This is a genomic window from Roseofilum halophilum BLCC-M91 (assembly GCF_030068445.1).
Classification (GTDB): Bacteria; Cyanobacteriota; Cyanobacteriia; order Cyanobacteriales; family Desertifilaceae; genus Roseofilum; species Roseofilum halophilum.
On sequence record NZ_JAQPOK010000086.1, the window covers coordinates 1 to 15,484 of the forward strand.

Genomic DNA, 15,484 nt, shown 5'->3' on the forward strand with positions numbered 1-15,484 from the left:
GTCATACAGGTGAGGCACTCCCACGACAGCATACCAATCCGGTCGCTTGTACCATAGGGTATGTTCGGGGTCATAGTACAGGTTTAAGTCACCGGCAACGAGGATTTGTTCGGGGGGATAGGTTGGGGGCTGAAATGTGGCACTACAGAGTTCGGCTTGCCACACATGATACAGGTCAGGCAATCCAGAATCTCCTATTTCTTCACTAGGTAAATCGTACATGGTGGGGAGGCTTTCTTTTTCGGGGAAAGGAGGAGAAACCCGTTTGAAAGCAATTTCGGTGGGAGACATAGCAATCGAGTTTTAGGTTGGGTAGTTGTATTGTAATAATGACTTACAATTGAAGATCGTCATATAAATCGGCTAAGGGTATCTCACAAGGTAGAGAACTTAAGTTTACTGAATCTTCTCTACTTTTGTATTCTGAAAATATCCATTGATTAACTTGTGCTTTATAATAATGCTCAACCTTGAATTGAGATTGATCGATTAACAGATACTCTTGAAAACTGGGAATACTGCGATAGGCCGCAAATTTTTCATCCTTATCATAATTTTTAGTGGATTTCGAGAGAACTTCAGCAATCATCAAGGGATTAGTTACGGTATCCTTACGCCCCTCTTGTAGTTGCACCGGACGAGAAATCACCATCACATCCGGGTAAGTGTAGATTTTAAACTCTGGAATCCACAACCGTTGATCGGCAATAAAAATACCATAAGATTGCCCTCTTAAGGCAACTCTCAAGAACGCATTGAGAATACTCATCAATTCATTATGGTTAGGAGTTCCTCCAGTCATGGGAATGATTTCTCCACTGCGATATTCATGGCGTTCTTGCGAGTTGATTTCTAGATCTAAATAGGCTTCAGGTGTATAGAGTGTGGCTTGAGTGGGTGTCATTCTATCTCAATTTTGCTTAGGCAATAGAGCGATCTAGTTCTTAGTGTAGCGAGTTTCTAGGGGTAGAAGGGAATGGGCGATCGCCCGATCGCCCCTTAATCCTCTCCCACCTGATAGCCAAACTGAGACAGACGAGCGCGAGATTGTCGCCATTTGGGCCTGACTTTAACAAATAACTCCAGATAAACCTGACCTAAAATCAGTTTTTGCATCTGTTCCCGTGCCGCCGTACCAATACTTTTGAGCATCGATCCCTTTTTGCCAATCAGAATCGCTTTTTGGGAATCTCGTTCCACATTAATTGCCGCAAAAACGCGGGTAATTTTCGGCGTTTCCTCCACTCGTTCAATCTCTACAGCCACCGAATGGGGAACTTCTTGGCGAGTGAGCAGTAAGATTTGTTCCCGGATTAATTCGCCCATGATAAAGCGTTCCGGCTGGTCAGTGACCAAATCAGGGGGATAATAATAGGGGCCAGGGTCTAGATGATCTGCCAACAGAGTTTGTAGGGAATCTAACCCCTCACCCGTAAGAGCAGAAAATTTCAGCATTGGCCAGTGATAAGCTTGGCCCAGTTGCTCATAGGTTCGATCGATCGCCTCAAAATCATCCGGTTGTCGATCCGCTTTATTCAAACCAAGAATAATCGGTAGCGTCACATTCGAGAGCAGCTCGGCAATGTAGCGATCGCCCCCTCCCGCAGCCACCGAACTATCCACCACAAACAGCACCACATCCACCGATTTAATCGCCAATTTCGCATTCTCCACCAACACCTTCCCCAACTCATGGTGGGGTTTATGAATTCCAGGAGTATCCACAAAAATAAACTGGGCCCCTGAAGTCGTCAGAATTCCCCGTAAGCGGTTGCGTGTCGTTTGAGCCACCGGGGACGTAATCGCAATTTTTTGGCCCACCAACTGATTCATAATCGTGGACTTACCCACATTAGGACGGCCGATAATCCCCACAAACCCAGACTTAAAGCCAGGAGGGGGTTCGGGAATTAAATTCAAGGATGCAGGGGCAATATCGTTCAAAGCTTCAGATTCGGGATCGCGAGAATGGGTCATAGGGGATCGTAAGTCAGCAAATAACAAAGATTAAGTCAAGTTGACGTTATGGAACTTTCAGAGAATTTAAGTTTAATTTACTCCTGTAAGGGCCACTTAGGCCTTTATCTTCATTGAACTTAAAAGCTACAGGAGGACAAAGTTATGGGAAAACGCATTGGCATTTTAACCAGTGGCGGAGACTGTGCGGGTCTCAATGCGGCGATTCGAGCTGTGGTCTATCATGCCATAGGAACCTACGGTTATGAAGTCTTTGGAATTTATCAAGCCACATTAGGGTTATTGGAGAGGCCTCCAAGAGCCATCCAATTAACCCGCACCAACATTCGCGGGTTATTGCTCACCGGTGGAACCATGTTAGGAACCACCAACAAGGGAGACCCCTTTGGTTATCCCATGCCTGATGGTACTTTACTCGATCGCTCCCAAGAAATGATCGAAGGATATCACCAACTCGGTCTCGATGTCCTCTTAGTCATTGGTGGAGATGGATCTCTAGCCATTCTGCGTAAACTGGCCCAACAAGGGAATATGAACATTATCGGTATTCCCAAAACCATTGATAATGACATTGGCATCACCGAGCGCTCCATTGGCTTCCAAACGGCGGTTAATATTGCCACAGAAGCCCTAGACCGGCTCCAGTTTACCGCAGCCAGCCATAACCGGGTCTTGATTCTAGAAGTGATGGGCCGGGATGCGGGCCATATTGCCATCAGTGCTGGAATTGCTGGCGGTGCGGATGTAATCCTGATTCCCGAAATTCCCTACGATATCAATAAGGTTTGCGATCATATTGTCAAGCGTCGAGAGCTGGGTAAAAACTATTCTCTGGTGATTATCTCCGAAGCGGTGAAAACCATTGACGGTGGAGCCATCACCAACGTGGATGTTCTCGGAGAGCGTCGCTATGGAGGGATCGGCCATTATATTGCCGATAGCATTACCTCCAAAATTGGCGCAGAAACCAGGGTAACTGTATTAGGACATACCCAACGGGGAGGCATACCCGCAGCCACCGATCGCCTAGTCGCTTCTACGTTTGGAGTAGCAGCCGTCGATTTAGTGGCTGAGGGGAAGTACGATCACATGGTGACTTGGCAACATCGGCAAGTGGTCAGTGTACCCATTGAAAAGGCGATCGAACATTACCAAACGGTTGATTCTCAAGGCACTTTGGTGAAAACGGCTAGAGGTCTGGGAATTTGTTTGGGGGATTAATACCCAAAACAAGGGGCCTTCAGCCCCTTGTTCCATCATCATCACTAGATTAAATCGGGTATTAACTCTAAAACAGTGGTTTGCAAAAAATCACGCTGATAGAAATCAGGATCGACAATTTCCCGATTGAACACAATAATATCTAAATCGATACATCGAGGAGCATTCTTGTTTTCAGTTTTAACTCGCCCTAACTCAATTTCAATCTGCTTTAATTTACGATTTAAATCTTCCCGACTATCAGCAGTCTGAATCAAATAGGCTCCATTCACAAAGTCAGGCTGATCGGTCAAACCTAGAGGTTTCGTTTGATAAAATTTAGATTCCTTAATCAGCGTTTGCGTTTCTTGTAGTTTTTGTTTTGCTTTTGGAATATGGAAACTGGGGTCAATGTTGGAGCCAACCCCAATGGCTACTTCGTTAAGCATAATTGTTTAGTCAGCGAAGATAGAAAATACAGCGCTTTATTTAATAACAGAGCAAATCGCCGTATAGAAGAGACAAACGGGTATGACCCTCAAGAAAAGTTGCTGCGATGCGCTCGGAGTTTAACGGATACAGAATCGGAAAAGCGTAGAGCAAAAGGTTTATCAACTTTGACCTTAGTCCAAATGACTTTTGGATCTGCCATCACAATATCAATGATGGTTTGACCCATCCTTTCGATCAAACCATAGCTATGGTTTTCCACTTGTTCAATAATTTGCTTGGTAATCCACTTATAATTGACCGTATCTTCGATTTGGTCTGTTTCCGAAGGCTTTTTGGCATCAAATCCTATTTTAATGTTGATGACGACATCTTGTTTTTTTTCCCGTTCCCAATCATTAATCCCAATCAATGTTCTTAATCTTAGATTGGTGATTTTAATAACACCTAAACCGGGTTTAATCTGTTGGTTCTCCTTTGGTTGAATCTCTTGAGAGAACAAGGTATTGTGCTTGACTGACGACTCAGATGGTGTGTGGCTTACTGATTTCATTGTCCTGGAATGGAATCTTTTAACTTGATGTTAAATTTATTTTAACCTATGTACAGCAAGCTTGTCTATATCAATTCTTCTTGTTTTTCTGGTTAATATCACTTAACATAGGAGTGCAGGTATAATATGCACCCCTCAATCAGTAGGCTAGGCCATCACCATTCCCCCATCGACGTTAAAGACTTGACCGGTAATATAGGCGGCTGCGGGATCGGCAGCTAAGAAACGCACCATTCCTGCGACTTCCTCCGGTTGACCATAACGACCCAGGGGAATGAATTTGAGGATTTCATCAGCAGCTAGGTCTTTGGTCATGTCGGTGGCGATAAAGCCAGGCGCAACGGCGTTAGCCGTTACGCCGCGACTGGCAATTTCTTTGGCTACGGTTTTGGTAAATCCAATCACGCCAGCTTTAGCAGCGCTATAGTTGGCTTGACCGGGGTTTCCCATCAGGCCAGAGACTGAGGCGATGTTGATGATGCGGCCCTTGCGTTTTTTGAGCATGAGTTTACTGACGGCACGGGTACAAAGAAAGACTCCCGTTAAATTGAGGTTAATGACGGCTTGCCAATCTTCCGGTTTCATCCGTAGAAGTAAGCCATCTCTAGTAATACCGGCGTTATTGACCAGCACATCAATCTGTCCCCATTGATCTATAACGGCTTTCACTAGGGTATCCACGGCTTCGGCTTGGGAAACATCGGCTCCAAGGGCGATCGCCTCTCCTCCTTGGTCTTTAATTTGACTGACCACTTCTTCGGCTGCTGTCCTAGAGCTGGCATAATTGACGGCTACTTTTGCTCCTTCTGCGGCTAAAGAAAGGGCGATCGCCCGGCCAATTCCCCTAGAAGCCCCCGTCACTAGAGCCACTTGATCCTGGAGTAGATTTCCCATAAACGACTTCTCCTGCACTTTCTTAAGGTTTTATTGAGGTTAGACTGAGGGCATTTTGCCTTAGAATGGGGGAGATTGCCTAACTTTTGCAGAATTTAACATGGCCGTTAAAAAGCAATTCACCAGTTTTTCTGACCTCCTCACCCAATCCAATGTCCCCGTGTTGGTCGATTTCTACGCCACGTGGTGCGGCCCCTGTCAAATGATGGTTCCCATTTTGGAACAAGTACAAACTCAGATGGGTAAAGCCATCCAAGTGGTCAAAATTGACTCGGATAAATACCCCCAACTCGCTTCTGAGTACCAGGTAGAAGCCTTACCCACCCTGATTTTGTTTAAGCAGGGGAAACCCGTGGACAAAATTGAAGGCGCGATTAAAGCAGAACCCCTGATCGCCCGTCTCCAGACCCTCATTTAAGAGCAGTACAGAAATTTTGCCCAAGGTCTAGCTTTTCTCTAAAACTTGTGTTAGATTAATGAGAGTGGGTAATAAACGGTCATATCCGTTTATTTACTCAACTTGCGGGTATAGTTTAGTGGTAAAACCATAGCCTTCCAAGCTATTGATGGGGGTTCGATTCCCCCTACCCGCTTTAGTCTAGCATTCATGTCCGCGAAGCCCAAAGCACTACATCTAGGAATTCCAAGAGGGCGGGCATGTTGCCCGCTTCTCTTTTCCCATAAACCGGACTTGATATGATATTACGGTTCCATGGACACCACGGCCGCAGCCGGTAAAGCTAAGGGCAAAGAACCAGAGTTAGGAACGGAGGCGTACTTTTTTTCTGAAGCTCCATTGCCCGTATCTTCACTCAGTAACACTTCGCGAATAAACCGAGCAAGAACCCGTTGAGCCAATCCACTGGCAATTTGTTGTCCCATTTGTTGGGTTTCGGGTTTTAAGAGAACCTTGGGCAATAATGGGGCGATTTTCATGGGGTCAAACCCTTGAGTTTCTTGGACAATTTGTAAAATGCGTTGAAGATGTTCGAGGTTCTTCCGATCTTCAGGATTAGCGGGGGCTGGGGGTTTGACTGGCATTTGACCATTCATGCCAACGGTTTTTCGGAAGCGATCGCTAACCGTTTCAAACGTCGTGCGTCCCAAAGTGTCCACACTTTTAACAATTTCCTCGACGATGCGATCGCGGATAAAGCTGCCGCGCTCAGAAAAGAGAAAATCAATGGTTTGATTCAAGACCAAATCTAAATCATAATCTTGACTAGCGCGGGCATTTTTGAGCAGATTTTCTAAGCGATTCCAACGAAAGCTCCCATCTTTAAATAATAACTCCCTCAAGGAAGTTCGCAATTCTGGGGACTGATCCGTTAATAACCGTTTGGCCACATAGGGATAGGCTTTACTCAAGACCTTAAAATTGGGATTCACATTAATGGCAATCCCTTCTAAGGTGACTAGAGAGCGGATAATCAAGGCATAATAGGCAGGAACCCGGAAGGGGTAATCATACATCACCTGGGAGAGTTGATCGGTAATATTCTTAAAATTCAACTCAGCCACGGACGCGCCCAGAGCATCATTAAAAACCTGTGATAAAGCCGGAATAATGGGAGTTAAATCCGTATCTGGGGTGAGAAACTCTAACTTGACATAATCATGAGCTAATCCTGAAAAATCCCGATTGACTAAATGAACGATCGCCTCAATCAATCCATAGCGTTGATAGGGCTTCACTTCGCTCATCATGCCAAAGTCGAGGTAAACCAGCTTACCATCGCCAGAGGCCAGTAAATTACCCGGATGGGGATCGGCATGGAAAAACCCATGTTCGAGCAATTGCCGCAGGGAACATTCAACCCCCACTTCAATCAGATAGGAGGCATCTAAACCTTGCTGGCGAATTTTCTCTAAATCGGTTAGTTTTGTCCCCGTAATCCACTCCATGGTTAATACACGACGGTTGGTGTATTGCCAATAAATTCGGGGCACATAAATATCGGGTATATAGCCATATAACTGCTCAAACCGCTCCGCATTCCTGCCTTCGTGGGTATAATCCATTTCTTCATAAATGCGAGCGCCAAACTCATCGGCGATCGCCACGAGATCGCTACGGATGCGCCGATTCTTCTGTACCCAAGCCGCTAAAGAGCGGAGAATATATAAATCTAGAGAAATTCTTTCGCGTAAATCGGGACGTTGGACTTTAATAGCCACCGTTTCCCCCGATTTGAGCTTACCCTTGTAAACCTGACCCAAAGAAGCCGCCGCCACCGGTTTAGAGCTAATTTCAGCATAAACAAATTCCGGGCGATCGCCTAACTCCTCCTCAATAAACTGATACGCCACCTCATTGGGAAACGGGGGCAGTTGGTCTTGAAGTCGGGTTAACTCCTCTAAAAACAGGGGAGGCAGCAGATCCGGCCGAGTCGATAAAGCCTGTCCCACCTTAATATAGGCAGGCCCCAAGCGCGTTAAAATTTCCCGCAAATGAACCGCTCGCCGTCGCTGCTTTTTTTCCGCAGCTCCCCCGGTTCGTTTATCCCACCATAACCCCACCAGCAATCCCAAAAATGACCAGACCAACTCAATCATCCGTCCCCACACTTCCCAGGGACGGGAACGGTAAAAGTCCATCAACTCCACTGGATCGTAATGGATGTCAGGGGGTTCCACGGCTGAATCATTCGGTAGGATCGTCTCATCTGACATCGGACTAAAATGTGCAGAAGAAGAATAAGCGGGACTTCCAGAGTCCTGGACTGTTGACAACCCCTGTTGATGGGAAGATGAAGATGGCATATTGACATTCATGACTTGAGGTGGGCTAGATCTATTACTGATTGTAAAGTAATTTTAACAATTCCCCCCCTCAACCCGCTCGATCAATTTGATTTAGGTTCCCTCGATCAAGTGCTTTTCTGGTAAATAAGCCGTCTATGTTAATCTCCCTAAAAATCGAGAACTTTGCCCTCATCGATCGCCTAGAATTGGACTTTGGCAGAGGATTAACCGTCCTCACCGGGGAAACCGGAGCCGGAAAATCCATCATTCTAGATGCCCTCGATGCTGCTCTGGGCGGAAAATTAAACTCTAAAGCGATTCGCTCTGGAGCATCACGCGGGATCATTGAAGCCACCTTTACCCTCTCCCCTTTGGTGCTGGAATGGTTGATAGCCCAAGAAATTGAGCCAATGGAAGACCAGACGGTAACTTGTAGTCGAGAGATTCAAATTTACCAGGGGAGTTGGCGATCGCGATCGCGCTTAAATGGCTTAGTCGTCAACCGTACCCAAATGGCCAGCTTGCGGGAATTATTAGCCAGTCTCACCGCTCAAGGACAGACGGTACAATTGGGCAATTCTGAGCGGCAACGGGAATGGCTCGATCTCTATGGAGGAGCATCCCTATTAACCCTTCAACACCAGGTCACAGCAGCCTATCAAAAAGCCGAAACGATGCGATCGCGGCTTAATCGACAACGTAACGATGAACAATCTCGCCTGCAACGGATTGACCTCTTAGAATATCAACTGAGCGAATTCAATCAGGCCCAGTTAACCACCGCCGATGAATTAACCGAACTCCAACAAGAAAGTCAACGGCTCTCCCACAGCGTCGAACTGCAACAGAAAAGTTATCAAATCTATCAAGCCTTGTATCAAGGCGATCGCGCCCTAGCCGCCGCCGATCTGCTCGGAGAAGCCAAAGATCTCCTCAATGACATCCTGCCCTACGATCGCCAACTGCAACCGATCCTAGACTTAGTAAATGAAGCCCTCGTGCAAGTCGAAGAAGCCGGGCGACAAATCAATACCTATGGCGATCATCTCGAAACCGATCCCGAACGCCTGGAAATAGTCGAATCTCGGATCGTTGAACTCAAGCAAATCTGCCGTAAATACGGGCCATCCCTCTCCGAGAGCCTCACCTACTGGCATAGCATTCAAGCAGAACTTCAAGACCTCACCGCCAGCAGTGAATCCCTAGAACAACTAGAAAAAGACTATCAACAAGCCCTAGACCAATTAAAAACATTATGTAATCAGCTACACTTACAACGGCAAAAGGCAGCCGCTAAACTAGAAGCGCGTTTGGTCAAGGAACTCAAACCCCTAGCCATGGACAAAGTGCAATTCAAAGTCGCTCTCACCCCCATCAGTATAACCGCCACAGGTAGCGATCGCATCACCTTTGGCATCAGTACCAACCCCGGAGAACCCATCCAACCCCTAGCCAGCACCGCCTCTGGAGGCGAAATGAGCCGCTTTTTGTTAGCTCTAACCGCCTGTTTTTCCCAGATTAACCCGGTGGATACCCTCGTATTTGACGAAATCGATGCCGGTGTATCCGGACGAGTCGCAGAGGCGATCGCCGACAAACTCTATCAACTCTCCCAACATCACCAGATTCTCTGTGTCACCCACCAACCCCTGATCGCTGCTCTAGCCGATCGCCATCTCCAAGTGCGCAAAGAAACCATCCACGAAGCCACCGACAACCTGCATCGAACCGTCGTTCGCGTCCGCTCCCTAGATAGAGAACAACGCTCTCAAGAACTCGCCCAACTCACCGGAGGCAACTCCGCCCTCGAAGCCCTATCCTTTGCCCAATCCTTACTGGTGCAAGCCCAAAAAAAACGCCAACTCCATCATCAGCCCTCCTAAACCCACCCAATGTTCCCATGGAAAGCAACCCTCCAACCATTTTTCGGTACACTAAAAAAAACAGTCCAGCGCCAAGGGCAAAGCCAAAACCAGCCCTCGGATCGCCAGTCCCCATGGCTGCAACATCCAATTGTGATTAAAATTAGGCTATCCTAACTCTTGAATCTTCCAGCTTTCTCCTTTAAGATCCACCTAACCTAGGGTGTCGTTATCTTAGCTCTGCTTATAATTAAAAAATTGTGCCGTTAGGCCCTTGCGTTTTCCACCAAACCAAGACATAAAACTTCTATATCGGTGACATCTATGGCAACATCATCTTCCAACTCTCCCCTTGTGGACACCACCGCCACCACAATCGATATTGATGCAGTGAATTCCGATGGATCGTCCTCCCATACCGTATCGTCAACAGTCATAGATGTAGACGGAAATGCCACCGAACCAGCTCCCCCAGAACCCAACACCGCTCCTCCCAGAGGCGGAGGATTAGTAACGACGGGAGGAGGAGGCGATTTCTCCAGTTTTCTAGCGCCCCTAAAAAAAGACACCTTCAAGCAAGTCGTTAGCGACGTAGAAGACAAGCTCAAAGTCGTTAATCAAACCCTATCGATGTTGGACAACCTCTTGGATAACCAAGGGTTTGATGCCATCCTCGATGAAATGCTGCGATCGATTACCCTGAAAACCGGGGAACTGCTCAACGCCGATCGCACCAGTATCTTTCTGTTTGATGAAGAAAAAAATGAACTCTTCACCATCGTTGCCAAAGACGAAAAAGGCAACGCCCTAGAAATTCGCATTCCCGCCGATAAAGGCATCGCCGGAGAAGTCGCCACCTTTCGCAAAGTCGTCAACATTCCCTACGACTTCTATGACGATCCGCGATCGACCACCGCCAAAGCCTTCGACAAAAAAAATGGCTATCGCACCTACACCATGATCGCCATGCCCCTGGAAAACGAAGAAACCGGGGACTTAGTCGCTGTCGTGCAACTGATCAATAAACTCCAAGTCAACGCCGATCGCGAAGCCGACTTAGACGAGAAAATCGACCTCAACGGCTTCACCGAAGACGACGAACAAGTCTTCAAAGAATTTGCCCCCTCCATTCGCCTAATCCTCGAATCCTCCAAATCCTTCTACGCCGCCACCCAACGGCAAAGAGCAGCCTCTGCTCTCATGAACGCCGTTAACTCCCTCAGTAAAAGCAGCCTCGATCTAGAAGACACCCTCAAAAAAGTCATGGATCAGGCCAAAGAACTCATGAACGCCGATCGCTCGACCCTGTGGCTCCTAGACGAAGAAAAAGGAGAACTGTGGACAAAAATTCCCATTGGTAGCAACCTCACCGAAATTCGCATTCCCAGAAGCGCCGGATTTGCCGGTATGGTAGCCGAATCCGGAGAACCCCTCCTCATCCCCTTTGACCTCTACAACGACCCCCGTTCCGAAACCTCCAAAAAAACAGACCAGAAAACCGGGTATCGCACCTGTAGTATGCTCTGTATGCCCGTCTTTAACGCCGACGATCAACTCATTGGCGTAACCCAACTGATCAACAAGAAAAAACAAGGCGAATATCCCGACTACAACCCCGAAAACTGGCCCGAAGCTCCAGAGCAATGGAAATCGAGCTTCAATCGCAATGACCTAGAATTCATGCGAGCCTTCAACATTCAAGCCGGAGTCGCCCTCCAAAACGCCAAACTCTTCGATCAAGTCAAACAGCAGCAAAAAATGCAGGAAGACATCCTGCGGAGCTTAACCAACGGCGTGATCTCCACCAATAAAAAAGGCTATATCATTGCCGCAAACGAATGTGCCAAGGAAATTTTAGGACTCGATAAAACCGAACTAGAAGGGCAATTACTCGCGCCCCTAATTCGGATCAAAGAAGGAGACTTTAACAAATGGTTTGAAGCCGCCCTGGCCCCCAAAGAACCCAAAGATCGCCAGCAATTTTATCCCGATCAAACCCTCATTCTTTCCGGAGAAGATGGAGAAGACATCGAACAGAGCGTCAACCTCTCCATTAATTCCATGAATGATGCCATTGATGGCACTAAAATCAATGGTGCATTAGTGGTCATGGAAGACATCAGCGACGAAAAACAAGTCAAGAGCCTCATGTATCGCTACATGACCCCAGAAGTGGCAGAATCCCTACTCGCCAGTGGCGATACCGGACTCGGTGGCAAACGCAAAGAAGTTTCCGTCCTGTTTAGCGACATTCGCAGCTACACCACCTTAACGGAGAAATTACAAGCCGAAGAAGTGGTAGCCATGCTCAACAGCTACTTTGAGGAAATGGTCGATTCCGTCTTCCGCTACGGTGGAACCCTAGATAAATACATCGGCGACGCTCTAATGGCCGTGTTTGGCTCTCCAGCTCCTTTAGAAGATCATGGCTGGTGCGCCATGCAAACTGCTGTGGAAATGCGCTATCGCCTAGAAGAATACAACGAGAAGCGCAAAGAACAAGGGTTAATGGAAATTAGCATTGGCATTGGCATTCACTCCGATGTCGTCGTCAGTGGTAACATCGGCTCCTCCAAACGAATGGAATTAACCTCCATCGGTGACGGGGTGAATTTGGCTTCCCGGTTGGAAGGAACCAGTAAACAATATGGAACCGACATCGTAATTAGCGAAAGAACGTATACGAATTATGCCGATCGCGTCTATGTGCGAGAACTCGATAATATTACCGTAAAAGGCAAGAGTAAACCCGTCACCATTTATGAGTTATTGGGCATTCGAGAAGGGACATCTGTGGTCGGTCGTCCCTTGACAGACAGGCAAGAAGCCATCAGAACTCATTATGAGCAGGGACGCAAACACTATTTACAACCGGCCCATGATAAATTGTCTTACAACGAAATCCTAGCGGTCTTGGAGCAGTTAGAAGAGTTATCCGACTCGGAGTTGAAGAAAATTTCCTATGATGAAACTCAGATGATCTCGAAGATGCTGGCCCAGGTTGACCGGGAAGCATTGATCGAGATTTTAGGGGAAGCCACCCTGAAACGGATGCTCGATGTCGAAGACCTCAGCCGCAAAACCGTCACCGATAGCTACTGGCAAACCACTTTACCGGAAAAGGTGAGTGAGCTTACGCCCCGTCAGGTGAAGAAATTGCTGCAAGCCAAAGTGGGCCAGTTTGCTGGAGCAGAAGAAACTCGGCAAATGTTAGCCGAAGAAGCTCAGGAAATGACTTCTGCCCAATTGCGTAAATTTATTGATTTGGCTCGTAAACCCTTTGCTGCTAAGGCCAAAGAGTCCTTTAAACAGGCTCAAGAGGATTTCCAAAAGGTGCTGGAAGTCGATCCGAAGAATAAAGCGGCTCAATTGCATATTCAACGTTGTATGCTTTATGAGGATAATCCTCCGGATGAAACCTGGGATGGGGTGTGGAAACTAACAGAAAAATAGATCGCAATGGATGGGGCTGGAGACAGGCTTAACCTTACTTAAACATAGGTCGCTTGACCGCGATCGCCATTCTGGTTTAGATTGGTAAGAGTGGGTACTCTCAGAACATGGGTGTAAGGGTAAACCCCCCGATCGAGGTCACTTACATCCGTGGAACTCTGGCTTCATCATTCTCATCACTAAAAAATTGATTCAAGATTAAATTAACAGCAAATTGGGTTTATGAACGATGTGAATTGGCAGTTGAAATATCACGATTGGATTGGTAAAGTCCGTCTCTTCTTAAGACAAACGGCCCAAGCCTACTTATCAGATACACCAAGACTGCCAGAAACCCTTGCCCAGCAAATTGTGCCATTGTCGCAAAAAGCGCAAGAAATCAAGAACGATTACCAAGATGACTCCGGTAATCTTCCCGAAGGAGACCCGGATCTGTTGTGGCTTGACCAAGTTTCTCAGTTTTTGCGAGAGTTATCGAGTGTCTATCTCTCCGATCAACCCTCCTTGCCTCAAAATCTGTTCGACCTATCCAGCCGAGCGCGGCAATTGGCGAAAGAGGCTCAACGGATACAAGACAACGGCTCTAGCTCAAATGCGGCCCATGCTCCGACCGGGGAAACGTCCAGTTCAGACCTCAACGAGGATGGGGATTCTCCTCTTCCCCCTGCGGCCAATCATGACCTGACAATTGAAGACCTGCAAAAAAAAATTAAAATTCAGTGGGCCAATAGCCAGAACCCCAATGCTCCCGAATGGCAACAGTTAATCGTGCTATTGGATGTGGCGAAAGGACTATACCGAAATTTAGTTTAATCCTTCGTTAAACCGATCGCCCAGAGCCAGGACGGTATAATAGCCTCTACAGGATTATCTTAGGTTCATGATGCTCGATTGGTTATTTAACGGCGCAAACCTCTTTGTGCTGCCCTTCTGGACATTGATGATTGTCTTACCCAATTGGGGGGGCACTCGATGGGTAATGAAGTCATTCCTTCCCTTTGTGGCTCTAGTCGCTCTGTATATCTATCTCCTAGTTGGCACAATTGATGGAGAATCGGCGGCTGCTTTAGCCAATCCCCAATTAGCCGATTTAGCTCGGTTATTTGCCAATCCCCAGGCAACAGCAACCGGTTGGGTGCATTTCCTGGTGATGGACTTATTTGTGGGACGCTGGATTTATTGGGAAGGACAACGGACTGGAGTTTGGACAGTTCACTCCCTGATCCTCTGTTTGTTTGCCGGCCCCATCGGCCTGCTCTCCCATATCCTGACCCAAACCCTCAGAGAACGATTCTTAACCCAATCTTCAGAATCAACGACTCCAGAAATGAGTTAACTAAAGATTAACTAAAGATATTGTTGGTTTCACAACAATATCGCGATCGCAGATCGGTAAAATAGAAGGGAGGGGTCGAACAACTCCCCCCTCCCGATTCAATTCTTGTTTTGTTCAATAGAGGTCATTAAACCCCTTCCGTATGGAATCAGAGAGCGAGTCTGGAACTAGGGCCGAACCCCAAAAACCTAGGTTGGCAGATGTGATTGGCACATTCATTGCCTTATTAACCTTGACCTTACCCCTGTGGGCGATCGCCTACTATTCTTCAGGTAATGTCAACATTGTACCCGGAGTGAGTTACCCCCTACCCCAAGCCAGAGAATGACCCCTACCGACTGAAATTATCCCTCAATTGAGAACCCCCAATTCAGACTCAAGAGTTGGGAATAGTGACCATCTTCCCCTAAAATTTGATTCGGGGAACGGACGATCCATCCTCTCCCCTTCCGTAATGCCATTTGGAGAAGAATCTTGGATTTATCACTCATTCCCGCTCAACCCAAACCGGGCTTATTAAACGTATTGATCGAAATCACAGCCGGAAGCCAGAATAAGTACGAATATGATAAGGATTTACAAGCCTTTGCCCTAGACCGAGTATTGTATTCCTCTGTCCACTATCCCTATGATTATGGATTTATTCCCAATACCCTAGCCGATGATGGAGACCCCCTCGATGGCATGGTGATGATGGATGAACCCACATTTCCAGGCTGTGTGATTGCAGCACGGGCCATTGGGATGCTAGAAATGATTGATGGCGGCGATCGCGATGAAAAAATTCTCTGCGTTCCCGATAAAGACCCCCGCTATAGCAATGTCAAATCACTCAAAGACGTTGCTCCCCATAAACTCGATGAAATTGCCGAATTCTTCAAGACTTATAAAAATCTGGAGAAGAAAGCCGTGGAAATTCTCGGTTGGCAAGATGTTGATCGAGTCTTACCCTTAGTCGAGCAATGTGTCAAAGCAGGGGCTAAATAACCAGCCCCGTTCAGCTTAGGGACATTC

General features: G+C 47.1%; 14 protein-coding genes, 1 tRNA gene and 1 pseudogene. 9 read left to right on the forward strand and 7 right to left on the reverse strand.

Annotated elements, in window-relative coordinates; genetic code table 11:
- The 3 genes and pseudogenes from PJF56_RS11095 to era form a co-directional block, all read right to left on the reverse strand.
- Window positions 1–291, reverse strand: a pseudogene (locus PJF56_RS11095) (Uma2 family endonuclease); the annotation flags it as partial.
- Between the two features lie 43 nt (window positions 292–334).
- The gene (locus tag PJF56_RS11100) at window positions 335–904 is read right to left on the reverse strand and encodes a Uma2 family endonuclease (RefSeq protein WP_283762735.1); all 570 of its coding nucleotides are present in this window, start codon (window positions 902–904) and stop codon (window positions 335–337) included.
- A gap of 95 nt (window positions 905–999) precedes the next feature.
- Window positions 1,000–1,977, reverse strand: coding sequence for a GTPase Era (gene era / locus PJF56_RS11105; RefSeq protein WP_283762736.1), 978 nt, complete (start codon window positions 1,975–1,977; stop codon window positions 1,000–1,002).
- 144 nt (window positions 1,978–2,121) lie between these two features.
- Between era and PJF56_RS11110 the strand changes: the two genes are divergently transcribed.
- Window positions 2,122–3,198: an ATP-dependent 6-phosphofructokinase gene (locus PJF56_RS11110; protein ID WP_283762737.1), complete on the forward strand. Its 1,077-nt coding sequence runs from the start codon at window positions 2,122–2,124 to the stop codon at window positions 3,196–3,198.
- A gap of 44 nt (window positions 3,199–3,242) precedes the next feature.
- Here PJF56_RS11110 and folK read toward each other — a convergent pair whose 3' ends face one another.
- From folK to fabG, 3 genes are all read right to left on the reverse strand, one after another.
- A complete protein-coding gene (gene folK, locus PJF56_RS11115) occupies window positions 3,243–3,626 on the reverse strand; it encodes a 2-amino-4-hydroxy-6-hydroxymethyldihydropteridine diphosphokinase (RefSeq protein ID WP_283762738.1) in 384 nt (127 codons plus the stop codon).
- An 89-nt stretch (window positions 3,627–3,715) separates the two neighbouring features.
- Complete coding sequence (gene folB, locus PJF56_RS11120) at window positions 3,716–4,180, reverse strand: dihydroneopterin aldolase (RefSeq protein ID WP_283762739.1); 465 nt, start codon at window positions 4,178–4,180, stop codon at window positions 3,716–3,718.
- A 147-nt stretch (window positions 4,181–4,327) separates the two neighbouring features.
- A complete protein-coding gene (fabG, locus tag PJF56_RS11125) occupies window positions 4,328–5,074 on the reverse strand; it encodes a 3-oxoacyl-[acyl-carrier-protein] reductase (protein WP_283762740.1) in 747 nt (248 codons plus the stop codon).
- A gap of 100 nt (window positions 5,075–5,174) precedes the next feature.
- Between fabG and trxA the strand changes: the two genes are divergently transcribed.
- Both trxA and PJF56_RS11135 read left to right on the forward strand, forming a co-directional pair.
- Window positions 5,175–5,492: a thioredoxin gene (gene trxA, locus PJF56_RS11130; RefSeq protein WP_283762741.1), complete on the forward strand. Its 318-nt coding sequence runs from the start codon at window positions 5,175–5,177 to the stop codon at window positions 5,490–5,492.
- Between the two features lie 104 nt (window positions 5,493–5,596).
- Window positions 5,597–5,667, forward strand: a tRNA-Gly gene (locus tag PJF56_RS11135).
- 109 nt (window positions 5,668–5,776) lie between these two features.
- Here the strand turns inward: PJF56_RS11135 and PJF56_RS11140 are convergent.
- Window positions 5,777–7,849, reverse strand: a complete 2,073-nt coding sequence (locus tag PJF56_RS11140) for an ABC1 kinase family protein (protein ID WP_430540884.1) — start codon at window positions 7,847–7,849, stop codon at window positions 5,777–5,779.
- A gap of 125 nt (window positions 7,850–7,974) precedes the next feature.
- On the opposite strand from PJF56_RS11140, the gene recN reads away from it, so the two are divergent.
- The 6 genes from recN (at window position 7,975) to PJF56_RS11170 (ending at window position 15,457) form a co-directional block, all read left to right on the forward strand.
- Window positions 7,975–9,702, forward strand: coding sequence for a DNA repair protein RecN (gene recN / locus PJF56_RS11145; RefSeq protein WP_283762743.1), 1,728 nt, complete (start codon window positions 7,975–7,977; stop codon window positions 9,700–9,702).
- A gap of 303 nt (window positions 9,703–10,005) precedes the next feature.
- The gene (locus PJF56_RS11150; RefSeq protein ID WP_283762744.1) at window positions 10,006–13,134 is read left to right on the forward strand and encodes an adenylate/guanylate cyclase domain-containing protein; all 3,129 of its coding nucleotides are present in this window, start codon (window positions 10,006–10,008) and stop codon (window positions 13,132–13,134) included.
- Window positions 13,135–13,356: 222 nt separating this feature from the next.
- Window positions 13,357–13,947 (forward strand): hypothetical protein, encoded by a 591-nt coding sequence (locus PJF56_RS11155; protein ID WP_283762745.1) that lies wholly within the window; start codon window positions 13,357–13,359, stop codon window positions 13,945–13,947.
- A gap of 67 nt (window positions 13,948–14,014) precedes the next feature.
- Window positions 14,015–14,470, forward strand: a complete 456-nt coding sequence (locus tag PJF56_RS11160; protein WP_283762746.1) for an ABA4-like family protein — start codon at window positions 14,015–14,017, stop codon at window positions 14,468–14,470.
- Window positions 14,471–14,612: 142 nt separating this feature from the next.
- Window positions 14,613–14,798, forward strand: coding sequence for a TLTLP motif-containing protein (locus PJF56_RS11165; RefSeq protein WP_283762747.1), 186 nt, complete (start codon window positions 14,613–14,615; stop codon window positions 14,796–14,798).
- A 146-nt stretch (window positions 14,799–14,944) separates the two neighbouring features.
- A complete protein-coding gene (locus tag PJF56_RS11170) occupies window positions 14,945–15,457 on the forward strand; it encodes an inorganic diphosphatase (protein WP_283762748.1) in 513 nt (170 codons plus the stop codon).
- Window positions 15,458–15,484 lie beyond the last annotated feature (27 nt).